The following is a 23,833-nucleotide window of genomic DNA, read 5'->3' as shown; positions in this document are numbered from 1 at the left end:
TGTGGACTTCGCAATTTTCGAAGAGGAAACCCTATGAGCCAGAAATTCGACGTCGTGGTGATCGGTGCCGGCCCCGGCGGCTATGTCGCTGCCATCCGCGCGGCCCAACTGGGCAAGAAGACCGCCATCATCGAGAAGTACACCGGCAAGGACGGCAAGCTGGCCCTGGGCGGCACCTGCCTGAACGTCGGCTGCATCCCCTCCAAGGCGCTGCTGGACAGCTCCTACAAGTTCCATGAAGCCCACGAGAGCTTCAAGCTGCACGGCATCAGCACCGGTGACGTGAAGATGGACGTGCCGACCATGGTCGGCCGCAAGGACCAGATCGTCAAAAACCTCACCGGCGGTGTCTCCGCGCTGATGAAGGCCAATGGCGTGACCGTGTTCGAAGGCCACGGCAAGCTGCTGGCCGGCAAGCAGGTGGAAGTCACCAAAACCGACGGCAGCGTTGAAGTGCTGGCCGCCGAGAACGTGATCCTGGCCTCCGGTTCCAAGCCGGTCGAGATTCCGCCGGCTCCGGTCGATCAGAAGGTCATCGTCGACTCCACCGGCGCCCTGGACTTCCAGAACGTTCCCGGCAAGCTGGGCGTCATCGGCGCCGGCGTGATCGGTCTCGAGCTGGGTTCGGTCTGGGCCCGTCTGGGCAGCCAGGTCACCGTGCTGGAAGCCATGGACAAGTTCCTGGCCGCCGCCGACGAGCAGATCGCCAAGGAAGCCCAGAAGATTCTCACCAAGCAGGGTCTGGACATCCGTCTGGGCGCGCGCGTCACCGGCACCGAGGTCAAGGGCGAGCAAGTGGTCGTCACCTTCAGCGATGCCAATGGCGAACAGCAGCTGACCTTCGACAAGCTGATCGTAGCGGTCGGCCGCCGTCCGGTGACCACCAACCTGCTGGCCGCCGACAGCGGCGTGACCATGGACGAGCGCGGCTTCATCTTCGTCGATGACTTCTGTGCCACCAGCGTTCCGGGCGTCTACGCCATCGGCGACGTGGTGCGCGGCGCCATGCTGGCCCACAAGGCCTCTGAAGAGGGCGTGATGGTTGCCGAGCGCATCGCCGGTCACAAGACCCAGATGAACTACGACCTGATCCCGGGCGTCATCTACACCCATCCGGAAATCGCATGGGTCGGCAAGACCGAGCAGTCCCTGAAGGCCGAAGGCGTGGAGATCAACGTGGGTGTTGCCCCGTTCGCCGCCAGCGGTCGCGCCATGGCTGCCAACGAAACCGCCGGTTTCGTCAAGGTCATTGCCGATGCCAAAACCGATCGCGTGCTGGGCGTCCACGTCGTGGGCCCGAGCGCTGCCGAGCTGGTTCAGCAGGGCGCCATCGCCATGGAATTCGGCACCAGTGCCGAGGACCTGGGCATGATGGTGTTCGCGCACCCGACGCTGTCCGAATCGCTTCATGAAGCGGCCTTGGCTGTGAATGGTCATGCCATCCACGTTGCCAACCGCAAGAAGCGCTAAGGGAGCCCGGCAGGTGGCTTGAACTTTTGCGAGGGGGGAGGGCTCACCTGCCGTATAGGAGGCGTGTCCGTGAGGACACGCCTATTGCCAATAGCAAAAACTAGAAACGGTAGAGAAGCATGAATCTTCACGAGTATCAGGGTAAGCAGCTCTTCGCTGAATACGGCCTGCCCGTCTCCATCGGCCATGCTGTAGACACCCCGCAACAGGCCGCAGAAGCCTGCAAGGAGATCGGTGGCGATGCATGGGTCGTCAAGGCCCAGGTGCATGCCGGCGGGCGAGGAAAGGCCGGCGGTGTAAAGCTGGTTCGCAATCCGGAGGAGGCGCGGGAGTTCGCAACCCACTGGCTGGGCAAGCGCCTGGTGACGTACCAGACCGATGCCAATGGCCAACCGGTCAGCAAGATCCTGGTCGAGGCCTGCACCGACATCGACAAGGAGCTGTATCTCGGCGCCGTGGTCGATCGTTCCAGTCGACGCATCGTCTTCATGGCGTCCACCGAGGGTGGTGTGGAGATCGAGAAGGTCGCCCACGATACCCCCGAGAAGATTCTCAAGGCCACCATCGACCCGTTGGTGGGCCCGCAGCCCTACCAGGGCCGCAGCCTGGCGTTCCAGCTGGGCCTGCAGGGTGAGCAGATCAAGCAATTCACCCACATCTTCATGGGCCTGGCGCGCCTGTTCAAGGACTACGACCTGGCCCTGCTCGAAGTCAATCCGCTGGTCATCAAGAAGGACGGCAACCTGCATTGCCTGGATGCCAAGGTGAACATCGACGGCAACGCGCTGTATCGCCAGTCCAAGCTGCGCGCCATGCATGACCCGTCCCAGGATGATCCCCGCGAGGCCCACGCGGCACGCTGGGAGCTCAATTACGTGGCCCTCGATGGCAACATTGGTTGCATGGTCAACGGCGCGGGCCTGGCCATGGGCACCATGGACATCATCAATCTGCACGGTGGCAAGCCGGCCAACTTCCTCGACGTGGGCGGCGGTGCGACCAAGGAACGCGTGACCGAAGCGTTCAAGATCATTCTCTCCGACAGCAACGTGAAGGCCGTGCTGGTGAACATCTTCGGCGGCATCGTGCGCTGCGACATGATTGCCGAGGGCATCATGGGCGCCGTGCGTGAAGTCGGCGTCAAGGTACCCGTGGTGGTGCGCCTGGAGGGCAACAATGCCCAGCTCGGCGCCAAGATGCTGGCCGAAAGCGGCCTGAACATCATCCCGGCAACCAGTCTGACCGAGGCCGCCCAGCAGGTGGTCAAGGCTGCGGAGAGCAACCAATGAGCATTCTGATCAACAAGGACACCAAGGTCATCTGCCAGGGCTTCACCGGCTCGCAGGGTACGTTCCACAGCGAACAGGCCATCGAATACGGCACGAAAATGGTGGGCGGCGTGACGCCGGGCAAGGGCGGCACCACGCACCTGGGCCTGCCGGTCTTCAACTCGGTTGCCGAGGCCGTGCAAGCCACCGGTGCGGATGCCTCCGTTATCTACGTGCCGGCGCCGTTCTGCAAGGACTCCATCCTCGAAGCGGCGTTCGGCGGCATCAAGCTGATCGTCTGCATCACCGAAGGCATTCCGACCCTGGACATGCTGGAAGTGAAGATCAAGTGCGACGAGCTGGGCGTGCGTCTGATCGGCCCGAACTGCCCGGGCGTGATCACCCCCGGCGAGTGCAAGATCGGTATCCAACCCGGCTATATCCACATGCCGGGCAAGGTCGGCATCGTGTCCCGCTCCGGCACCCTGACCTATGAAGCGGTGAAGCAGACCACCGACGCCGGCTTCGGCCAGTCCACCTGCGTGGGCATCGGCGGCGACCCGATCCCCGGTTCCAGCTTCGTCGACATCCTCAAGTTGTTCCAGGAAGACCCGCAGACCGAAGCCATCGTGATGATCGGCGAGATCGGCGGCAGCGCCGAGGAGGAAGCGGCGGCCTTCATCAAGGCCAACGTCACCAAGCCGGTGGTGTCCTACATCGCCGGCGTGACCGCGCCGCCCGGCAAGCGCATGGGCCATGCCGGTGCGATCATTTCCGGTGGCAAGGGCACGGCGGAAGAGAAGTTCGCCGCGCTGCAGGACGCCGGCGTGAAAACCGTGCGCTCCCTGGCCGATATCGGCAAGGCGCTGGCGGAAGTCACCGGCTGGCAGGTCAAGCGGGCCTGAGCCCCGGCGTGCAAGCAAAGGCCACCGCAAGGTGGCCTTTGTGTTTGCGCATGGCACCGGATGTCCATCAGAAGGTGCAGAAATGACCGTAAATCGTTAGGCTTTGCATCTTTTTGAACGTCCTCTTCAAAAGAGAGCGTCGTTCTGGCCCGCAGCCAGTTTCCCTTACCCCGGGAAGCCACGACATAACATTCTTTTGCAGTGGTGTTACTTCCCATGACCCGTCTGAAAGGTTCCGACCTGGTTGCCCTTGGTTTCATGACCTTCGCGCTGTTCCTCGGCGCCGGCAACATCATCTTCCCCGCAAGCGCCGGCATGGCCTCGGGCGACAATATCTGGCCCGTGGCACTGGGCTTCCTGCTCACCGGCGTCGGCCTGCCGCTGCTGACCATCGTGGCCCTGGCCCGGGTCGGTGGTGGTATGCCGAGCCTGACCGGGCCACTTGGCAAGGTAGCCGGTACCGTGCTGGCCGTGGCCGTCTACCTGTCCATCGGGCCGCTGTTCGCCACGCCGCGTACCGCGGTGGTGTCGTTCGAGATCGGTGTCGCGCCCTTCACCGGTAACAGTGACTGGGCGTTGTTCATCTATTCCCTGGTGTTCTTCGGACTGGTGCTGTTCCTGGTGCTCAACCCCGGACGGTTGATCGACCGGGTTGGCAAGATCATCACCCCGGTGCTGCTGCTGGCCCTGGTGTTGCTGGGTGCCGCCGCGATCTTCGCGCCGGCCGGCCCGGTGGGGGGCACTGCCGTGGAGTACCGCGATGTGCCCCTGTTGCAGGGCTTCCTGCAGGGCTACCTGACCATGGACGCCCTGGGCGCGCTGGTGTTCGGCATCGTGATCGCCACCGCGATCCGCGATCGCGGTGTGACCAGTCCGAGTCTGGTGACCCGCTATTCCATCATTGCGGTGATCATCGCCGCGGTTGGCCTGGCGCTGGTCTACCTGGCGCTGTTCTACCTGGGCGCCACCAGCCAGAGCGTGGCGGGTGAAGCAAGCAATGGCGGGCAGATCCTCACTGCCTACGTGCAGCACACCTTCGGTACTCCCGGCCTGCTGCTGCTGGCCGCGGTGATCATCCTCGCCTGTCTGACCACCGCGGTGGGCCTGCTCACCGCCTGCGGCGAATTCTTCGGCGAGCTGCTGCACACGTCCTATCGCAACGTGGCCGTGGGCTTCACGCTGTTCAGCCTGCTGGTGGCCAACCAGGGGCTCGACCAGCTGATTCGCATCTCGGTGCCGGTGCTGGTGGGCCTGTATCCGCTGGCCATCGTGCTGGTACTGCTGAGCCTGGCCGACAGGCTGTGGCGCGAGCCGCACCGGGTGTTCCGCCCGGTGATGGCGGTCGCCCTGGTCTTCGGTCTGGCGGACGGCCTGCTGGCCAGCGCCTTCAAGGATGTGGTGCCCCCGTTCTTCACCACCTTGCCCTGGGCGGCGCAAAGCATGGGCTGGGTACTGCCCGTGCTGGTGGTGCTGCTGATCAGTGTGGTCATTGATCGCCTGCTGCCGGCTCGACAGTAGTGGCGTAAAGGCATTAGCGGAGAGGACAAGCCGGGTATAATCGCCCGGCTCTGAAGGGAACGTGCCTATGACCTTGACCGACGATTATCTGCGCCAGTTGGTGGCAGCCCTCTGGTTCGTCTTCTGCTGGCTGGGCTACACGCGCTACGCGATCTGGAAGGGCCGGGACACGCCGTGCCTGGCCAGCGTCATGGCCCTGTACCGCGAGGACTGGATGCGGCGCATGCTGCAGCGCGACAACCGCATCGCCGATGCCAGCGTGATCGGCAATCTGGAACGCAATGCCTCGTTCTTCGCCTCCAGCACGCTGATCATCCTGGCCGGTATCGTCACTGCGCTGGGGGCTTCCGACCGTGCGGTATCGCTGCTGGCCGAGCTGCCCTTCATCGAACCGGTCGGCCGGGGCATGTCCGAGCTCAAGCTGTTGTTGCTGGCCATGGTGTTCGTCTACGCCTTCTTCACGTTCAGCTGGTGCATGCGCCAGTACAACTTTGCCGCCGTGCTGCTGGGCTCGGCGCCGCTGCTGGCCGAACGCAACGTCAGCGATCAGGAGCGCAACATCTTCGCCAAGCGCGCCGCCAAGCTGCTGTCGAGCGCCGGCAACCAGTTCAACCTGGGCCTGCGGGCGTACTATTTTGGCCTGGCGGCGCTGTCCTGGTTCATCCATCCGTGGGTGTTCATGGTCGTGACCGCCGGTGTGGTGCTGGTTCTGTACCATCGCGAATTCCACTCCCGGGTACTCAAGGTGCTGACCCATACCCCCGCTCCGATTGCCGCCCCCTCAGCCCAACAGGAGCCCCGCGAGCCCGATTTCCATTGACCCGGGCGGCCTGATGCCGCCCGTTCTGCACCTTGCGAGCCATAACCATGAACAAGAATCCACTCGTGCAGCGCGCCGAACGCTTCCTTTCTGCCCTGCGGCACTGCCAGGTGCTGGGCATGCAGGTGGAAGCGGCCGACAAAAAGGGCCTGACGCTACGCCTGCCATACAGCGAGAAGATCGTCGGCAATCCGGAAACCGGCGGTATCCATGGCGGCGCCATCACCACCCTGATGGACACCACCTGCGGAATTTCCACCGTGTGTTTCCTGCCCGATTTCGAGGTCTGCCCGACCCTGGACCTGCGCATCGACTACATGCACCCGGCCGATCCGCACAAGGACGTCTATGGCTTTGCCGAATGCTATCGGGTGACGCCGACGGTGATCTTCACCCGTGGCGTGGCCTATCAGGATGATCCCGCGCAACCGATCGCCCACGCGGTGGGCACCTTCATGCGCCTGGGGTCCGGCGCGCACATCAAGAGCGGTTTCCCGGAGGGCAAGGCATGAACCGGCAGGCGTTCAACGCACTCTTGAGCGAGGCGCATACCCGCAACGACTACAGCGCCCTGATCGATCTGGTTCCCTATGCACGGCTGATCGGCATCGAATGCCTGCGTCTGGGGGATGACATGGTGTTCCGCCTGCCGGCCCAGGCCGACAACATCGGTAACCCGGTACTGCCGGCGCTGCACGGCGGGGTGATCGCCGGATTCATGGAACATGCCGCACTGCTGCACCTGCTGATGTTCATGGGCAGCGCGCATTTGCCGAAAACCATCGACTTCTCGGTGGATTACCTCAGGGCCGGTCACTATCGTGACACCTTCGCTCAATGCCAGGTGTGGCGACAGGGCCGTCGAGTGGCCAACGTGGCCATCACCGCCTGGCAGACCACGCAAACCGAGCCCATCGCCACCGCGCGCGCGCACTTCAAGGTCGACGAGTCCTGATCGATCGTTCCGCGTCCGGTGCTCTGGCCGGACGAGGAACACCCGATGGATGCCTTGCTGATTCTCGGCGGCTGCTTCCTGCTGGTCGGCAGTTTCTTCTGGCTGGCCCTGCGCGCCTTCGCGCGGGGGGCCGGCTGGGGGCTGCTGTGCCTGCTACCGCCGTTGACCCTGCTTTATCTGTTTCGCCACGGCCGGGAGGCGCGCGCGCCCCTGCTGTGCGCGGTGCTTGCTGCCCTGCCGCTGGGTTTCGGTCTGCTCGGACTGGCGGAGCAGGACCCCAATCGCCTGCGCGCCTTGCTGAAGCTGGAGTGGCTGGAGCCGGTGCGCGATCCGTGGCAGCCGGACATCCGCCTGCGTGGACGCCTGTGGGGCGAGCCTTTTGCGCCGGTGGAAGGTGAGTTCATCGATGGCCGGTTGCGACTGAGTCAGGGTTCGGCAAGCTTCGACTGGCGCGAGTTGGTGATCCACCTGGGCGAGTTTTCCGGTTCGCAACTGACGCTGGACATCCTGCCGCAGGACGATGACGTCCCGACTGTCGAGCTGGTGCGCCAGTTGGGCGGCAATCCGTTACCCGAGGCGTTGCGCCTGGAGCGCGGCTACAGCATGCATCTGCAGTTGCAACGCCAGGCGCCCAACCGGCTGGTGGGCAACCTCCACCTGGGTTTGCCGAGTGCGCACAGGACCTGGGTGTCCGGCCCCATCGAGGTCTTCACCGACCGGTTGCGCTACCGCGAAGGCCGGGTGGATACCCGTTTCGACTCGGTGCAGACCCTGCAGGTCGTCATCGAAGACTACCTGCAGCGCCGCTTTCCGCAGCACCGCGTGGAGGCGGTGCAACTGCCGGACATCGACTGGAACAGCCGGCCGCTGGAACTGCGTGTCCAGGCGCGCATCGGCAACCGGGCGCTGATCGTGCCCTTGCAACTGCTCAAGGACGAACAGATGGGCTGGGGCGTTCCGGGCGACCGTTATCCGCCGCGCGGCGCGCCCGATCAGGAAGCTGATGCCGCCAAGCCCTTGAAATCATGAGCCTCGTCCCCCATCTGCTGGGACACCCCGTCGCGCAAGCGGCCCGTACCCAACACCTGGAGAGTTGAAGACGATGAGTGTGGAAACTCAAAAAGAAACCCTGGGCTTCCAGACCGAGGTGAAGCAGCTGCTGCACCTGATGATCCATTCCCTGTACTCCAACAAGGAAATCTTCCTGCGCGAGCTGATCTCCAACGCTTCCGACGCCGCCGACAAGCTGCGTTTCGAGGCGCTGGCCAAGCCGGAGCTGCTCGAAGGCGGCGCCGAGCTTAAGATCCGTGTCAGCTTCGACAAGGACGCCAAGACCCTCACCGTCGAAGACAACGGCATCGGCCTGAGCCGTGAGGATGCCATTACCCACCTGGGTACCATCGCCAAGTCCGGCACCGCCGAGTTCCTCAAGAATCTCACCGGCGACCAGAAGAAGGATTCCCGCCTGATCGGCCAGTTCGGCGTGGGCTTCTATTCCGCATTCATCGTCGCCGACAAGGTGGACGTGTTCAGCCGCCGCGCCGGCCTGCCGGCCGCCGAGGGCGTGCACTGGTCGTCGAAGGGCGAGGGCGAGTTCGAAGTGGCCACCGTGGAGAAGGCCGAGCGCGGCACGCGTATCGTGTTGCACCTGAAGAGCGGTGAGGAAGAGTTCGCCGACGGCTGGCGCCTGCGCAACATCATCAAGAAATACTCCGACCACGTGGCGCTGCCCATCGAACTGCCGAAGGAGCATTACGGGGAAGAGAAGGACAAGCCGGCGGAACCCGAGTGGGAGACCGTCAACCGCGCCAGCGCCCTGTGGACCCGGCCGCGCAGCGAGATCAAGGACGAGGAATACACCGAGTTCTACAAGCACGTCGGTCACGACTTCGAAGACCCGCTGGCCTGGAGCCACAACAAGGTCGAGGGCAAGCTGGAATACACCTCGCTGCTCTACGTGCCGGGCCGCGCGCCGTTCGACCTGTACCACCGCGAAGCACCCAAGGGCCTGAAACTCTATGTGCAGCGCGTGTTCATCATGGATCAGGCCGACCAGTTCCTGCCGCTGTACCTGCGCTTCATCAAGGGCGTGGTGGATTCCAATGACCTGTCCCTGAACGTTTCCCGCGAAATCCTGCAGTCGGGCCCGGTCATCGACTCCATGAAGTCGGCGCTGACCAAGCGCGCCCTGGACATGCTGGAGAAGCTGGCCAAAGACAAGCCCGAGGACTACAAGACCTTCTGGAAACAGTTTGGCCAGGTGCTCAAGGAAGGCCCCGCCGAGGATTTCGCCAACAAGGAGAAGATCGCCGGCCTGCTGCGTTTCAGCTCCACCCACGACGCCAGCGGCGAACAGTCCGTGTCGCTTGCCGACTACCTGGGTCGCCTGAAGGAAGGTCAGGACAAGCTCTATTTCCTCACCGGCGAGAGCTACGGCCAGGTCAAGAACAGCCCGCACCTGGAAGTGTTCCGCAAGAAGGGCGTGGAAGTGCTGCTGCTCACCGATCGCATCGACGAGTGGCTGATGAGCTATCTGACCGAGTTCGACGGCAAGCAGTTCGTCGACGTGGCGCGCGGTGACCTGGACCTCGGCAAGCTGGACACCGAGGAGGACAAGAAGGCCCAGGAAGAAGTCGCCAAGACCAAGGAACAGCTGGTCGAGCGCTTGAAGAAGGTGTTGGAGGCGGAGGTCGCCGAGGTGCGCGTGTCGCACCGTCTGACGGAATCGCCGGCGATTCTCGCCATCGGCGAGCAGGACCTGGGCCTGCAGATGCGCCAGATCCTCGAGGCCAGCGGCCAGAAGGTGCCGGAGAGCAAGCCGATCTTCGAGATCAATCCGCAGCACCCGCTGATCGAGAAGCTGGATGCGGAAGCCGACGAAGACCGCTTCGCCGACCTCAGCCACATCCTGTTCGACCAGGCCGCCCTGGCCGCCGGCGACAGCCTGAAGGACCCGGCCGGCTACGTGCAGCGCCTGAACAAGCTGCTGCTGGAGCTGAGCGCCTGAGCGTTGCGCTGAAATCACAAAGGGCCACCTCGGTGGCCCTTTGTGTTTATGCCGCAGTCTTAGGGCGGTCGGCGCATGTCCGGCCGCCGTTGGGCCACGGCCCCGTGGCCATGGTGGACAAGGAAAACGTTGTCCACCCTACGTTTGCCCGGCCCGCGACACCTTAGCAGCCGTAGGGTGATCGGCGCACTTCCGGCCGCCGTTGGGCCATGGCACCGTGGTCATGGTGGACAAAAACATTGTCCACCCCCACGTGCATCACGCCAGCGCCGTGCTTACCTTGGTGCCATTCAGCAGGGTTTCCATCACCGGGCAGCGGCGTTCCACTTCTTCCAGAAAGGCCTGCTTGCGCGCCTGATCCAGTTCCGGCGCGTCGATGTCGACCTTCAGGCGGATCTCCTGGAAGCCCACCCGGGCGTCGGTCTCGCGGCCGAGCAGGCCGCTGGGGTCGTAGTCGGCCTCCACCTCGAATGTCATGGCGTTGATGGCGAGCTTCTGCTGATGGGCGACGATGCGCCCGATACTGCCGAAGCAGCCGGCCACGGTGGCGATCATCACCTCCAGCGGGCTGGCGCCCAGGTCTGCTCCGCCGGCGGTCTTTGGCTGGTCCATGATGACGTGGTGGCTGCCGCACTGGATGTCGATGGTCATGCCGGCCTGCATGTGGCCGCTGGCTTTGATGGTCTTGAGCGCCATGCGCGAACTACCTCATGAAAAGATAAAAAAGCCTGGGAAGGCTAGGGGTGGTTTGGCGCTTCGTCCTTGATGCGCATCAATACCCCTTGGGGTATCAATCGAAGGCCAGCATGCTACGACGTTTGGTCTCGGGATGAAACAGGCGCGCCCGCGGAAATGAAAAAGCCCGGGCATTGGCCCGGGCTTTGGGGGTATCGCGGACCGGATCAGTCCTCGATGGCACCCATGGCGGTGGTGTTGAAACCGCCGTCGACATACATGATTTCGCCGCTGATGCCGGACGCCAGGTCCGAGCACAGGAAGGCGGCGGCATTGCCGACTTCCTCGATGGTCACGTTGCGACGCAGGGGGGTCTGCTTCTCGTTGGCGGCGAGCATCTTGCGGAAGCTCTTGATGCCGGACGCGGCCAGGGTACGGATCGGGCCGGCGGACACGGCGTTCACGCGGGTGCCTTCCGGGCCGAGGCTGCCGGCCAGGTAGCGCACGCCGGCTTCCAGGCTGGCCTTGGCCATGCCCATCACGTTGTAGTTGGGCATGGTGCGCTCGGCGCCCAGGTAGGTGAGGGTCAGCAGGCTGCCGTTGCGGCCCTTCATCATCGGGCGGCCGGCCTTGGCCAGGGCGACGAAGCTGTAGGCGCTGATGTCGTGGGCGATCTTGAAGCCTTCGCGGGTGGTGACTTCGGTGAAGTCGCCGTCCAACTGGTCACCGGGGGCGAAGCCGACGGAGTGGACGATGCAGTCCAGGCCGTCCCACTTCTTGGCCAGCTCTTCGAAGACCTTGGCGATGTCCTCGTCCTTGGCGACGTCGCAGGGGAAGCACAGGTCGGCGCTGGAGCCCCAGCCGGCGGCGAAGTCTTCCACGCGGCCCTTGAGCTTGTCGTTCTGGTAGGTGAAAGCCAGTTCTGCACCTTCGCGGTACATGGCTTCGGCGATGCCCGAGGCAATCGACAGCTTGCTGGCGACACCGACGATCAGTACGCGCTTACCGGCGAGAAAACCCATGTTCTATTCCTCTTGCTTGGTTGGTTGGCGTTGCCGGGGCCATGAAGGCCGCTTCCAGCAACTGCCGGGTATAAGGGTGTTGTGGGTCGGCGAATACCTGCCGCGCCTCGCCTTGCTCGACGACCTGTCCCTGTTTCATCACCAGCAGGTGATGAGAGAGGGCCCTGACCACCGCCAGATCATGGCTGATGAACAGGTAAGTCAGGTTGTGCCGGGCCTGCAAGTTGCGCAGCAGCTCGACGACCTGGCGCTGTACCGTGCGGTCGAGCGCCGAGGTGGGCTCGTCCAGCAGGATCAGCGCCGGCTTCAACACCAGTGCCCGGGCAATGGCGATACGCTGCCGTTGCCCGCCGGAAAACTCGTGGGGATAGCGGTGCCGGGCATCCGGGTCCAGACCTACCTCCGTGAGCGCGTCGATGATGGCCTGTTCCTGCTCCTCGGCGCTGCCGAGACGGTGAATGCGCAGCCCCTCGCCGACGATCTCGCCCACCGACATGCGCGGGCTGAGACTGCCGTAAGGGTCCTGGAAGACCACCTGCATCTGGCGGCGCAAGGGCCGCACCTGCTGCTGGCTGAGGCCTTCCAGGGCCTGGTCCTGGAAACAGATGCCGCCCTGACTGCTGATCAGGCGCAGGATGGCCATTCCCAGCGTGGACTTGCCGGAACCGCTTTCCCCCACGATGCCCAGGGTTTGCCCTTGCAGCAGGGAGAAGTCGATGCCGTCCACGGCCTTCACATGATCGACCGTGCGCCGCAGCAGCCCCTTCCTGATGGGGAACCACACACGCAGGTCGTTCACTTGCAGAATCGGCTGGCCGACGGGGTTGTCCGCCGGCTCGCCGCTGGGTTCTGCGCCGAGCAGTTCCTGGCTATAGGGATGCTGCGGAGCGCGGAACAATTCCTCACACGACGCCTGTTCGACGATGCGTCCGCGCTGCATGACACATACGCGGTGGGCGATTCTGCGCACCAGGTTGAGGTCGTGGCTGATGATCAGCAGTGACATGCCCAAACGGGCCTGCAAGTCCTGGAGAAGTTCGAGGATCTTGAGCTGAACGGTGACATCCAGCGCGGTCGTGGGTTCGTCGGCGATCAGCAGCTCTGGCTCGTTGGCCAGGGCCATGGCAATCATCACGCGCTGGCGCTGGCCGCCGGACAGCTCATGGGGATAGGCCTTGAGGCGCTTGGCCGGCTCGGGAATGCCCACCAGATCCAGCAGTTCAAGGGTGCGCGCGGTGGCGGCGCTGCCGCTCAGCCCCTTGTGCAGGCCCAGGACTTCGTTGATCTGCTTTTCCACCGTATGCAGGGGGTTGAGCGAGGTCATCGGTTCCTGGAAGACCATGGCGATGCGGTTGCCGCGGATGCCGCGCAGGGTCTTCTCGTTCGCCTGCAGCAGGTCCTGGCCCTGGTAATGAACGCTGCCGGCCGGATGGCGGGCCAGCGGGTAGGGCAGCAGGCGCAGGATGGAATGCGCAGTGACGGACTTGCCCGAGCCGCTTTCGCCCACCAGCGCCAGGGTCTCGCCCTTGCGGATGTCGAAGCTGACGCCTTCCACCACACGCTGCGTCTGGTCGCCGGTGACGAACTCGACGGCCAGGTCGCGGATTTCGATCAGGTTGTCGCTCATCTCACTTCCTCGGGTCGAAGGCATCGCGGGCGGCTTCGCCGATGAACACCAGCAGGCTCAGCATGATCGCCAGCACGCTGAACGCGGCGATGCCCAGCCAGGGCGCCTGCAGGTTGGATTTGGCCTGGGCCACCAGTTCGCCCAGCGAGGGAGAGCCGGCGGGGAGGCCGAAGCCGAGGAAATCCAGGGCGGTCAGGGTGCCGATGGCCCCGGTCAAAATGAACGGCATGAAGGTCATGGTGGAGACCATGGCGTTGGGCAGGATGTGACGGAACATGATGGCGCCGTTCTGCATGCCTAGCGCCCGGGCGGCGCGCACGTACTCCAGGTTGCGGCCGCGCAGGAACTCGGCACGCACCACGTCCACCAGGCTCATCCAGGAGAACAGCAGCATGATGCCCAGCAGCCACCAGAAGTTCGGCTGCACGAAGCTGGCCAGGATGATCAGCAGGTAGAGCACCGGCAACCCCGACCAGATCTCCAGGAAGCGCTGCCCGGCCAGGTCCACCCAGCCGCCGTAGAAACCCTGCACGGCGCCGGCGATGACGCCGATCAGCGAGCTGAGCAGGGTCAACGTCAGGGCGAACAGCACCGACACGCGGAAGCCATAGATGATCCGCGCCAGCACGTCGCGGCCCTGGTCATCGGTGCCTAGCCAGTTCTGGATGGAGGGCGGGGCGGGGGCCGGGACGTCCAGATCGTAGTTGATGCTGGCGTAATCGAAGGGAATCGGCGGCCAGAGCATCCAGCCGCCTTTCTCTTCAATGAGCTGGCGCACATAAGGGCTCTTGTAGTTGGCCTCCAGCGGGAATTCGCCGCCAAAGGTGGTCTCCGGGTAGCGCTTGAACACCGGGGAGTACCACTGTCCGTCGTAGCTGACGATCAGTGGCTTGTGGTTGGCGATCAGTTCGGCGCCCAGGCTGAGCACGAACAGCGCAAGGAACAGCCACAGCGACCACCAGCCACGCTTGTTGGCCTTGAAGCGCTCGAAGCGACGTCGATTGAGCGGGGACAGTTTCATCTCAACCCTCCCGGCTTTCGAAGTCGATGCGCGGATCGACCAGGGTGTAGGTGAGATCGCCGATCAGCTTGACCAGCAGGCCCAGCAGGGTGAACAGGAACAGCGTGCCGAACACCACCGGGTAGTCGCGGTTCAGCGCCGACTCGAAGCTGAGCAGGCCCAGGCCGTCGAGGGAGAAGATCACCTCGATGAGCAGCGAACCGGTGAAGAACATGCCGATGAAGGCGGCGGGGAAGCCGGCAATGATGATCAGCATGGCGTTGCGGAACACGTGACCGTAGAGCACGCGGTTGGGGCTCAGGCCCTTGGCCTTGGCGGTGACTACGTACTGCTTGCCGATCTCGTCGAGGAAGCTGTTCTTGGTCAGCAGGGTCAGGGTGGCGAAGTTGCCGATCACCAGCGCGGTCACCGGCAGCGCCAGGTGCCAGAAGTAATCGGCGACCTTGCCCAGCAGCGACAGCTCGTCGAAGTTGCTGGAGGTGAGGCCGCGCAGCGGGAACCAGTTGAAGTAGCTGCCGCCCGCGAACAGCACGATCAGCAGGATGGCGAACAGGAACGCCGGGATGGCGTAGCCGACGATGATCGCCGAGCTGGTCCAGACATCGAAGGCGCTGCCGTGGCGGGTGGCCTTGGCGATGCCCAGCGGGATGGAGACCAGGTACATGATCAGTGTGCTCCACAGCCCGAGCGAGATGGACACCGGCATCTTTTCCAGAATCAGGTCGGTGACCTTGGCGTCGCGGAAGAAGCTTTCGCCGAAATCGAACTGTGCGTAGTTGGTCAGCATCAGCCAGAAGCGCTCATGGGCCGGTTTGTCGAAGCCGTACATGCGCTCGATCTCGGCCACCAGTTCCGGGTCCAGGCCCTGGGCGCCGCGATAGTTGGAGCCGGACGCCGCTTCGGCGCCGCCGCCGGCGATGCGTCCGGTGGCGCCACCGGCTGCGGCGTCGAAGCCCTCCAGGCGGGCGATGGTCTGCTCCACCGGGCCGCCGGGCGCGGCCTGGATGATGAGGAAGTTGATCAGCAGGATGCCGAGCAGGGTCGGAATGATCAGCAGCAGGCGCCGCGCAATGTAGGCCAGCATTATTCAGCTACCTCGTCCGGCGCGGGCGTCGGCGCGCTGCCTTCGATCCACCAGCTCATCAAGCCCACGTCGTAGCGCGGTGTGCGGTGCGGGCGCTTGAGATGCGTCCAGTGCGCCACGCGCCAGGTATCGATGTAGTAGTTGGGCACCACGTAGTGGCCCCAGAGCAGGGCGCGGTCCAGCGCGCGGGCATGGGTGATCAGGCTCTGCCGCGAATCGGCGCGGATCAGGCCTTCCACCAGCGCATCGATCGCCGGGTCGCGCAGGCCGATGAAGTTGCGGCTGCCGGGGCTGTCCGCGCTGCGCGAATGCCAGAACTCCATCTGTTCGTTACCCGGCGAGTTCGATTGCGGCCAGATGCTGGAGGTCATGTCGAAGTCACGGGAACGCAGGCGGTTGATGAACTGCGAGACGTCCACGCGACGCAGCTGCATCTCGATGCCCAGCTCGGCCAGGTTGCGCTTGAACGGCAGCAGTACGCGCTCCATGTTGGCCTGCAGCACCATGAACTCGAAGCTCAGCGGCTGGCCATCGGCATTCACCATGCGGTCCTTTTCCACTCGGTAGCCGGCGTCGAGCAGCAACTGATACGCGCGGCGCTGGCGGTCGCGAATGATGCCGCTGCCGTCGCTCACCGGCGGCTCGAAACCTTGGGTGAATACCTCCTCGGGCAGGTGCTCGCGCAGGGGCTCGAGGAGCTTCAGCTCCGCCTCGTCAGGCAGCCCGCGGGCCGCCAGTTCCGAGTTCTCGAAGAAGCTGCGGGTGCGCTTGTAGGCGCCAAAGAAAAGCTGTTTGTTGGTCCATTCGAAGTCGAACAGCAGGGCAATGGCCTCGCGCACGCGGCGATCCTGGAACATCGGCCGGCGGATATTGAAGGTGAAGCCCTGCATGCCCACCGGATTGTGGTTGGGAATGGCTTCCTGGATGATCCGGCCGCTGCGCAGGGCGGGGCTGTCATAGCCGGTGGCCCAGTCCTTGGCGGAGTATTCCAGGTTGTAGTCGAACTGCCCGGCCTTGAAGGCTTCCAGCGCCACGGACATGTCGCGGTAGTAGTCCAGGGTAATGGCGTCGAAGTTGTACAGGCCGCGGGTCACCGGCAGATCGGCTGCCCACCAGTCGGTGATCCGCTCGTAGCGCACGGAGCGGCCGGCGGCGTAGCTGGCGATGCGGTACGGGCCGCTGCCCAGCGGCGGCTCCAGGCTGGTGCGGGTGAAGTCGCGCTTGGCCGGCAGCACCTTCATGGCGCGCAGGGCGGCCAGTAGGTCCTCGCTGGCGGGGCCGTTCAATTCGGCACGCAGTCGCCGGGCATCCGCGATGTGCAGGGATTTCACCGCGGCAAGTGCCGGCAGATCCTGGGTGGCACGGGACAGCTGCACGTCCTCGGCGCTGGGGAGGTTCTCGCCCTCGTTCAGGGTGATGGTGACGCTGCGGCCGTCTTCGGCGAGCACTAGCGTGGCGATGGTTTCCAGCGCCGGTGCGGACTCCCTTCGGGACAGGTCGCGTTCCTGCCACCAGTGCCGGGGCAGAATCTGCAACTGCCCGATGATCAGTGGCAATTCGCGGTTGCCGGTATGGGTGAAATCGAAGCGCACGCGATGCAGCCCTTCGGCCACCACCTGTTTGATGTCCGCGTAATAGTGGCGGTACATCGGGTCGCCCTTGCTGACCAGGGTATCGAAGGTGAACACCACATCCTCGGCGGTCAACGGGGTGCCGTCATGGAAGCGTGCCTGGGGGCGCAGGTGGAAGCGCACGAAGCTGTTGTCCGGCGCCTTTTCGATCCTTTCCGCCAGCAGGCCGTATTCCGTGAACGGCTCGTCCGGGGAATGGTAGGTGAGGGTGTCGTAGACCAGCCCGATCATGCTGGCTTCGTTGCCCTTGGGTATGAACGGGTTGAAGCTGTCGAAGCCATTCAGCCCGGCCAGGCGCAGGGTGCCCCCCTTGGGCGCGTCCGGGTTGACGAAGTCGAAGTGGCGGAAATCGGCCGGGTAGAGCGGTGCCTCGTCATACAGCGTGACGGCATGCTGGGGTTGCGCCAGTGCCGCGCCGGCCAGCCCGAGCGTGAGGGCCGTGGCCGGCAGCAGGCGTTTGCACAGGGTGTTCATCGTGAGCTCTTCTCCGTGGGCTTTTGCCACCAGGCACGCAATCCGAGGGTGTACGGCGGCGTACCGGGCATGGCCAGGCGATTGCGATAGGCCAAGCGGTGGTGATCGATGTACCAGTTGGGGATGCTGTAGTGCTGCCAGAGCAGCACGCGGTCCAGGGCGCGGGTGGCGACAATCTGCTCCTCACGGCTGGTGGCGGCCAGCAGCTGTTCAAGCATGGCGTCCACCACCGGATCGGCGATACCCGCATAGTTGCGGCTGCCACGCACGTTCGCCTGGGAGGAATGAAAGTACTGCCATTGTTCCAGGCCGGGGCTGAGGGTTTGCGGCAGTGTCATCAGCACCATGTCGAAATCGAAGCTGTCGAGCCGTTGCTTGTACTGCGCGCGGTCCACGGTGCGCAGGCCGACCTGCACGCCGAGGCGCTGCAGGTTCTCCCGGTACGGCTGCAGGATGCGTTCCAGGCGCGGGTTGACCAGCAGGATCTCGAAACGCAGTGGACGACCCCGGGCGTCGCGCAGCCCCTGGCCGGATGGCTTCCAGCCCGCCTCGGCCAGCAGGCCGAGGGCGCGGCGTATGGTCTCGCGCGGAATGCCGCGGCCATCGGTGCGCGGCATCTGCCAGGGGCGGGTGAGTGTGCCGGGCGGCAGTTGCTCGCGCCAGGGTGAAAGCAGCAGCCACTCGGCGCCTTCCGGTTTGCCAGTGGCGGAGAATTCGCTGTTGGGGAAGTAACTCTCGCTGCGCCGGTAGGCGGCATTGAACAGGGTGCGGTTGGCCCATTCGAAATCCAGCATCAGGCCCATGGCTTCGCGCACCCGCCGATCGGCGAAGATCGCTCGCCGGCTGTTCATGAACAGCGCCTGGGTCTGGGTGGGAATCCGATGGGGAATCTCCGCGCGGATCACCTCGCCGCGCGCCACTGCCGGGAAGTTGTAGCCGCTGGCCCAGTTCTTTGCCTGATTTTCCAGGAAGATGTCGAATTCGCCGGCCTTGAAGGCCTCGAAGGCCACATGGTTATCGCGGTAGAAATCCACCTCCACCCGATCGAAGTTGTACTTGCCGCGGTTCACCGCCAGGTCCTCGCCCCACCAGTTCTCCACCCGCTCGAATACCAGGCGTCGGCCGGGCTCCACCTGGACGATGCGGTAAGGACCGCTGCCCAGCGGTGGCTCGAAGCTGGTGGCCTTGATGTCGCGCTTGTTCCAGTAGTGCTGCGGCAGCACCGGCAGCTCGCCGAGGCGCAGGATCAGCAGCGGGTTGCCGGCGCGCTTGAACACGAAACGGATGCGCTGGCGGTTGAGGATGTCGACCCGCGCCACCTCCTGCAGGCTGGTGCGGTAGCTCGGGTGGCCATCGCGCAGCAGGGTGCGGTAGGAAAAGGCCACGTCGGCGGCGGTGATCGGCTTGCCGTCGTGGAAGCGAGCTTCGCGGCGCAGGTTGAATACCACCCAGCTGCGTTCGCTGTCGTAGTCGATGGACTCGGCCACCAGCCCATAACTGGAAGCGGGCTCGTCACCGGAAGGATCGTAGGCGCCGGTGCCGACCATCAGCGGGGCGTTCAGCTCGCTGACGCCGTACTGCCAGAAGTTGGCCGTCGCTGTGGGGCTGGTGCCCTTGAGCGGGTAGGGATTGAGGGTATCGAAGGTACCCAGGCCCATCAGGCGCAGGGTGCCGCCTTTGGGTGCGTCGGGGTTGACCCAGTCGAAGTGGGTGAAGGAAGCGGGGTACTTGAGCGTGCCGAACTGGGCGTAGCCATGGCTGTGGAAGAGCCCGGCGTGCACCGGCAGGCAAAGCAGGCTCAGCAACAGGATAACGAGGCGGTACATCAGGCGAGGAAACCCGGTCCATGGCGGCGGATGAAGCTGCCGGTACAGTACCAGCTTGCCCCGGGGGGCAAAAGCCCGCCGACCCGGGGCTGCGGATCGGCGGTAGGCTGGCAGGCCGCCCTGGGGGAGCGGTTCAATCCGCGAGATAGAGCGTCAGGGTCTGGCCGGGCCGCAGCGCTTCGCTGCTGTTGGGGTTCCAGCTCTGCAGGTGGCTGACGTTCACGTTGAAACGCTTGGCGATGGCGTACAGCGAGTCGCCCTTGCGCACCTTGTAGATCGTCGGTTGCTCACCGGTCGGTTGAGCGCTGCCGCCGCGCAGGGTCAGCACCTGGTCGATGCGCAGGCGGTTGCTCGACAGCTTGTTCCAACGCTTGATGTCGGTGACGCTGACCTTGTGGTTGGCGGCGATGGTCCACAGCGAGTCGCCGTTCTTGACCCGGTAGTTGTAAGTGCCTTCGCCACCTGTGCTGGCGCTGGCCAGCACGGTGCGGGCAGCGGGTGCCGGCTGGCCGGCGTGCGAGGGAATGCTGAGCAACTGGCCGACCCGCAGGTGTGTGCCGCGGATGCGATTGATTTCCTGCAGCATGCCCACGGTCAGGTTGTGCCGGCGGGCGATGGTGTACAGGCTGTCACCCGGGCGGACCTTGTACTCGTGCCAGTCAACCAGGTCCTCTTGCGGAAGCTGCGCGAGGTTGGTGGCGAGAATCTCGGCGTTGCTGCTTGGCACCAGCAGATGGCGGGGGCCGTCCATGGTGATCCGGCGCTTGAAGGCCGGATTGAGCAGATACAGGTGCTGCTCGTCGATCTCGGCCAGCTTGGCGGCGCGGGCTAGGTCCATGCGGCGGTCGATCTCGACCACCTCGAAGTAGGGCTCGTTGGGGATCGGATTCAGCGCGACATTGTATTTTTCGGGTGCCTTTACCAGCGAGGCCAGGCCAAGCAGCTTGGGCACGTATTCGCGGGTTTCGCGCGGCAGTGGCAGGCTCCAGAAATCGGTCGGCAGCCCCTTGCTCTCGTTGCGCTTCATGGCCCGGCGCACCGTGCCTTCGCCGGCATTGTAGGCCGCCAGGGCCAGTGGCCAGTCGCCGTCGAACATGGCATGCAGGCGGGTCAGGTAGTTCAGCGCGGCGTCGGTGGAGGCGGTGACGTCACGGCGCCCGTCATACCAGTTGGTCTGGCGCAGGTTGAAATGGCGTCCCGTGGAAGGAATGAACTGCCACAGGCCCGCCGCATGGGCGCGGGAATAGGCGAGGGGGTTGTAGGCGCTTTCGATTACGGGCAGCAGCGCCAGTTCCAGCGGTAACTGGCGCTCTTCGAGGCGTTCGACGATGTAGTGCATGTATAGGCTGCCGCGCTCACTGGCAGCTTCGAGCGTCCGGGGATTGTCGATGAACAATTGACGGTGGCGGATGATCTGAGCGTTCTCTTCAATGGAGAAGGCAAAGCCCGCCCGCATGCGTCCCCAGATATCGGCTGGCGGAGCCTGTACGGTCTCGGCGAAAGGTTGCGAAGCGGGCAGAGCAGGGGTGCCCAGGGTTGCCTGCTCCGTCGGATCGGTGGATTGCTGCAGGCTCTGACAGCCCGCCAGAGTCAGCAGGCCGGCCAGCGAGGCGAGTCGCAGGGCCCGTGCCAGAGGGGCTGAATAAAGATGAAAAGAAAGAAGCGGCGGCATTGGAGGTGGTCGTTTCGAGGCCAAAAATTGCCGCGATTCTAGGAACGCAACGGCGCAAGGGCAAGGAGGCCCGGTGACACGGGCCTCGCTTCGGGAAGTTAAAAATGATCTTTCCAAGCGCGCAGCGCTTCAAACACAAGTGCTGGCGTCAGATTTCCGTTTTTTTGACGCGTCGAAATAATTTCATTAATGGATGTTTCGTTGCAGCGCAGAAAGGGGTTGGTGGCCTTCTCGATGGCCAGTGTGGAGGGCAGCGTCGTGTGCCCGGCCGCACGCAGGCACTCCACCTCTTCCAGTCGCGCGCGGACCTGGGGGTTGTGCGGCTCCACGGCGCTGGCAAAACGCAGGTTGCTCAGCGTGTATTCATGGGCGCAGTAGATGCGCGTGGTGTCGGGCAGGCTTGCCAGCCGGCTCAGTGAGTCGTGCATCTGTGCGGGACTGCCTTCGAATAGACGCCCGCAACCAGCGGCGAACAGGGTATCGCCGCTGAACAGCACGGGTGTGTCGGCGGCCGTATCGCTGTAGTAGGCGATGTGCCCCAGGGTATGGCCCGGAACATGGAAGACGTGCCATGCGTGGCCCAGCACCTCCACGAGGTCGCCGTCGCCAACCGCCTGGTCGCGGGCCGGGATCGCCTCCCGCTCGGGGCCGACGACCCGCGCTGCGGTCTGCTGCTTGAGAGGCGCAATGCCACCCACGTGGTCGTGATGGTGGTGAGTGACCAGAATATCGGTAAGGCGCCAGTCGGGATGCGCCGCCAGCCAGTTCAGCACCGGTGCGGCGTCGCCCGGATCCACCACCGCGCATGTATGCGTGGCGGGGTTTTGCAGCAGCCAGATGTAGTTGTCATTGAACGCCGGCAGGGCATCGATCTTCAGCATGGCGGATGGCTCGCGTTGCGGAACATAAAGGTGCATCTTAATCGGCATTGCCAAGGCGGGCCTTACCCGTCTTCATCCGGAGGTGGTCATGACCGAGCAACCCTTTGCCCAGGCCGATCCTCGCTGGCTGGCGCTGACTGACGAGGCGCGGCGCTGGTTCGCCGGGCCCCTGGGGCAGCAGATGCTGAACGCCGAACATCCCGTCCTGGAGTCCGAACTCGCCGGCTTCTTCGGCGGCTTCAGCATTCATTACGGCCCACCGCCCAAGTCGTGCGCGGCTCGGCAGATCCGCCATACGGTCAGCCTGGGGGCGCCCTTTCCAGGGGTGGAAATCGCCTGCGACGAGCAGGCCTGGCCGCTGGGCGAGCACAGCGCCGACCTGGTAGTGCTGCAACACGGTCTGGATTTCAGCGTTTCCCCTCACGGCTTGCTGCGCGAGGCGGCCCGCAGCGTGCGGCCTGGCGGGCACCTGGTGATCCTCGGCATCAATCCCTGGAGCAGTTGGGGACTGCGGCATTACTTCGCATCCGACGGACTGCGCCAGGCGCGCTGCATCGCACCCAGCCGGGTGGTCGACTGGCTGAACCTGCTGGGCTTCGCGCTGGAGAAACGCCGCTTCGGATGCTATTGTCCGCCGCTTGCCTCGCCGGCCTGGCAGGCACGGCTGGCGCGCCTGGAACGGTGGGGCGGACGCTGGCAGTCGCCGGGGGCCGGCTTTTACATTCTGGTGGCGCGCAAGCTGATGATCGGCCTGCGACCCTTGCGCCAGCCGCGCCGTGAAGCGATGGGAAAACTCCTGCCGTTGCCGGTGGCCAAGGTCAGCCGCCGCGTGCCGAGTATCGCCAAGAAGCATGAGTGACATCGTCGAGATCTACACGGACGGCGCCTGCAAGGGCAATCCGGGTCCGGGGGGCTGGGGCGCGCTACTGATCTACAAGGGCGTCGAGAAGGAGCTCTTCGGTGGGGAAGCGCAAACTACCAACAACCGCATGGAGTTGATGGCGGCCATCCAGGCGTTGGCTACCCTGAAGCGCTCCTGCCAGGTGCGGCTGATCACCGATTCCCAATACGTGATGCAGGGCATCCAGGACTGGCTGCCCAACTGGAAGAAACGCGGCTGGAAAACCGCCAGCAAGCAGCCGGTGAAGAACGCCGACCTCTGGCAGCAGCTGGACGAGCAGGTCAGCCGCCATCAGGTGACCTGGGAATGGGTACGTGGCCATACCGGCCATCCCGGTAACGAGCGCGCCGACCAGCTCGCCAACCGCGGCGTCGTCATGACGACGAAATAGACAGCAGGACGATAGGACATGCGCAGCGTAGTACTCGATACCGAAACCACCGGTATGCCGGTAGGCGATGGCCACCGCATCATTGAAATCGGTTGCGTCGAATTGATGGGCCGTCGCCTGACCGGTCGCCATTTCCACGTTTACCTGCAGCCAGACCGCGAGGTGGACGAAGGCGCCATCGCAGTACACGGCATTACCAACGAATTCCTGGTCGACAAGCCGCGCTTCCGGGAAGTGGCCGACGAGTTCTTCGCGTTCATCCAGGGCGCCCAGCTGATCATTCACAACGCGGCGTTCGATATCGGCTTCCTCAGCAATGAATTCAACCTGCTGAGCCAGCACGAACGCGCCGATATCGGCAGTTACTGTTCCGTGCTGGATACCCTGCTGATGGCTCGCGAGCGCCATCCGGGCCAGCGCAACAGCCTGGATGCGCTGTGCAAGCGCTATGGCGTGGACAACTCCAACCGCGAGCTCCACGGCGCCTTGCTCGACGCCGAGATCCTTGCCGACGTCTACCTGGCGATGACCGGTGGCCAGACCCACCTGTCGCTGGCTGGTGAGAGCAGTGAAGCCGGGGGCGGACGCCTGGCCCCGTCGCCCATCAGACGCTTTGTCGCGCGCGCGCCTGGCCGTGTCATCCGGGCCACGGACGCCGAGCTGGCCGCGCATGCCGCGCGCCTGG

Annotated in this window: 21 protein-coding genes; 12 read left to right on the top strand and 9 right to left on the bottom strand. The window is 64.5% G+C overall.

The genetic code is table 11. The annotated features are described in order from the left end of the window. Positions 1–33 precede the first annotated feature (33 nt). The 9 genes from lpdA to htpG all read left to right on the top strand — a co-directional run bounded on the left by lpdA (position 34) and on the right by htpG (position 9,943). Positions 34–1,470 carry a dihydrolipoyl dehydrogenase gene (lpdA, locus tag AS93_RS0107745; RefSeq protein ID WP_027590087.1) on the top strand — a complete coding sequence of 479 codons (1,437 nt, stop codon included), beginning with the start codon at positions 34–36 and terminating at the stop codon, positions 1,468–1,470. A 119-nt stretch (positions 1,471–1,589) separates the two neighbouring features. Next, positions 1,590–2,759, top strand: a complete 1,170-nt coding sequence (gene sucC, locus AS93_RS0107740; protein WP_027590086.1) for an ADP-forming succinate--CoA ligase subunit beta — start codon at positions 1,590–1,592, stop codon at positions 2,757–2,759. Then, positions 2,756–3,643 carry a succinate--CoA ligase subunit alpha gene (gene sucD / locus AS93_RS0107735; RefSeq protein ID WP_027590085.1) on the top strand — a complete coding sequence of 296 codons (888 nt, stop codon included), beginning with the start codon at positions 2,756–2,758 and terminating at the stop codon, positions 3,641–3,643. The genes sucC and sucD overlap by 4 nt, the downstream gene beginning before the upstream one ends. Positions 3,644–3,859: 216 nt before the next feature. After that, the gene (brnQ, locus tag AS93_RS0107730; RefSeq protein WP_027590084.1) at positions 3,860–5,161 is read left to right on the top strand and encodes a branched-chain amino acid transport system II carrier protein; all 1,302 of its coding nucleotides are present in this window, start codon (positions 3,860–3,862) and stop codon (positions 5,159–5,161) included. 67 nt (positions 5,162–5,228) lie between these two features. Continuing rightward, a complete protein-coding gene (locus tag AS93_RS0107725; protein ID WP_027590083.1) occupies positions 5,229–5,981 on the top strand; it encodes a DUF599 family protein in 753 nt (250 codons plus the stop codon). 47 nt (positions 5,982–6,028) lie between these two features. Beyond that, on the top strand, positions 6,029–6,493 hold the full coding sequence (locus AS93_RS0107720; RefSeq protein ID WP_027590082.1) for a PaaI family thioesterase: 465 nt from the start codon (positions 6,029–6,031) through the stop codon (positions 6,491–6,493). After that, entirely contained in the window at positions 6,490–6,936 is a 447-nt protein-coding gene (locus AS93_RS0107715) for a PaaI family thioesterase (RefSeq protein WP_027590081.1), read from the top strand. The genes AS93_RS0107720 and AS93_RS0107715 overlap by 4 nt, the downstream gene beginning before the upstream one ends. Positions 6,937–6,981: 45 nt before the next feature. Then, positions 6,982–7,965, top strand: a complete 984-nt coding sequence (locus AS93_RS18925; protein WP_051587386.1) for a hypothetical protein — start codon at positions 6,982–6,984, stop codon at positions 7,963–7,965. A gap of 73 nt (positions 7,966–8,038) precedes the next feature. Then, complete coding sequence (gene htpG / locus AS93_RS0107705; protein WP_027590080.1) at positions 8,039–9,943, top strand: molecular chaperone HtpG; 1,905 nt, start codon at positions 8,039–8,041, stop codon at positions 9,941–9,943. 258 nt (positions 9,944–10,201) lie between these two features. Here the strand turns inward: htpG and AS93_RS0107700 are convergent, their stop codons facing one another. From AS93_RS0107700 to gloB, 9 genes are all read right to left on the bottom strand, one after another. Then, positions 10,202–10,639 (bottom strand): OsmC family protein, encoded by a 438-nt coding sequence (locus AS93_RS0107700; RefSeq protein WP_027590079.1) that lies wholly within the window; start codon positions 10,637–10,639, stop codon positions 10,202–10,204. 206 nt (positions 10,640–10,845) lie between these two features. Further along, complete coding sequence (gene fabI, locus AS93_RS0107695) at positions 10,846–11,640, bottom strand: enoyl-ACP reductase FabI (RefSeq protein ID WP_027590078.1); 795 nt, start codon at positions 11,638–11,640, stop codon at positions 10,846–10,848. Beyond that, the gene (locus AS93_RS0107690) at positions 11,621–13,267 is read right to left on the bottom strand and encodes an ABC transporter ATP-binding protein (protein WP_027590077.1); all 1,647 of its coding nucleotides are present in this window, start codon (positions 13,265–13,267) and stop codon (positions 11,621–11,623) included. Before AS93_RS0107690 ends, fabI begins: the two co-directional genes overlap by 20 nt. Before the next feature lies 1 nt (position 13,268). Next, positions 13,269–14,288 (bottom strand): ABC transporter permease, encoded by a 1,020-nt coding sequence (locus AS93_RS0107685; RefSeq protein ID WP_027590076.1) that lies wholly within the window; start codon positions 14,286–14,288, stop codon positions 13,269–13,271. Between the two features lies 1 nt (position 14,289). Further along, positions 14,290–15,372: a microcin C ABC transporter permease YejB gene (locus AS93_RS0107680; protein ID WP_027590075.1), complete on the bottom strand. Its 1,083-nt coding sequence runs from the start codon at positions 15,370–15,372 to the stop codon at positions 14,290–14,292. Beyond that, positions 15,372–17,477 (bottom strand): extracellular solute-binding protein, encoded by a 2,106-nt coding sequence (locus AS93_RS20190; RefSeq protein ID WP_081798243.1) that lies wholly within the window; start codon positions 17,475–17,477, stop codon positions 15,372–15,374. Before AS93_RS20190 ends, AS93_RS0107680 begins: the two co-directional genes overlap by 1 nt. Continuing rightward, positions 17,474–19,303, bottom strand: a complete 1,830-nt coding sequence (locus AS93_RS0107670; RefSeq protein ID WP_027590074.1) for an extracellular solute-binding protein — start codon at positions 19,301–19,303, stop codon at positions 17,474–17,476. The genes AS93_RS20190 and AS93_RS0107670 overlap by 4 nt, the downstream gene beginning before the upstream one ends. Positions 19,304–19,436: 133 nt before the next feature. Then, positions 19,437–20,975 carry a LysM peptidoglycan-binding domain-containing protein gene (locus AS93_RS0107665; RefSeq protein WP_081798242.1) on the bottom strand — a complete coding sequence of 513 codons (1,539 nt, stop codon included), beginning with the start codon at positions 20,973–20,975 and terminating at the stop codon, positions 19,437–19,439. 98 nt (positions 20,976–21,073) lie between these two features. Further along, complete coding sequence (gene gloB / locus AS93_RS0107660; protein ID WP_027590072.1) at positions 21,074–21,856, bottom strand: hydroxyacylglutathione hydrolase; 783 nt, start codon at positions 21,854–21,856, stop codon at positions 21,074–21,076. 88 nt (positions 21,857–21,944) lie between these two features. Here gloB and AS93_RS0107655 point away from each other — a divergent pair, with 88 nt between their 5' ends. The 3 genes from AS93_RS0107655 to dnaQ form a co-directional block, all read left to right on the top strand. Beyond that, positions 21,945–22,715, top strand: a complete 771-nt coding sequence (locus AS93_RS0107655; RefSeq protein WP_027590071.1) for a methyltransferase domain-containing protein — start codon at positions 21,945–21,947, stop codon at positions 22,713–22,715. After that, positions 22,708–23,148: a ribonuclease HI gene (gene rnhA / locus AS93_RS0107650; RefSeq protein ID WP_027590070.1), complete on the top strand. Its 441-nt coding sequence runs from the start codon at positions 22,708–22,710 to the stop codon at positions 23,146–23,148. The genes AS93_RS0107655 and rnhA overlap by 8 nt, the downstream gene beginning before the upstream one ends. 18 nt (positions 23,149–23,166) lie before the next feature. Next, positions 23,167–23,833, top strand: a 667-nt coding sequence (dnaQ, locus tag AS93_RS0107645; RefSeq protein WP_027590069.1) for a DNA polymerase III subunit epsilon, incomplete at its 3' end; no start/stop codon positions are given.

The organism is Pseudomonas sp. RL (assembly GCF_000647775.1).
GTDB lineage: Bacteria > Pseudomonadota > Gammaproteobacteria > Pseudomonadales > Pseudomonadaceae > Serpens > Serpens flexibilis.
The sequence above is the reverse complement of the archived record's forward strand: the minus strand, read 5'-3'. Positions and strand labels throughout refer to the sequence as shown.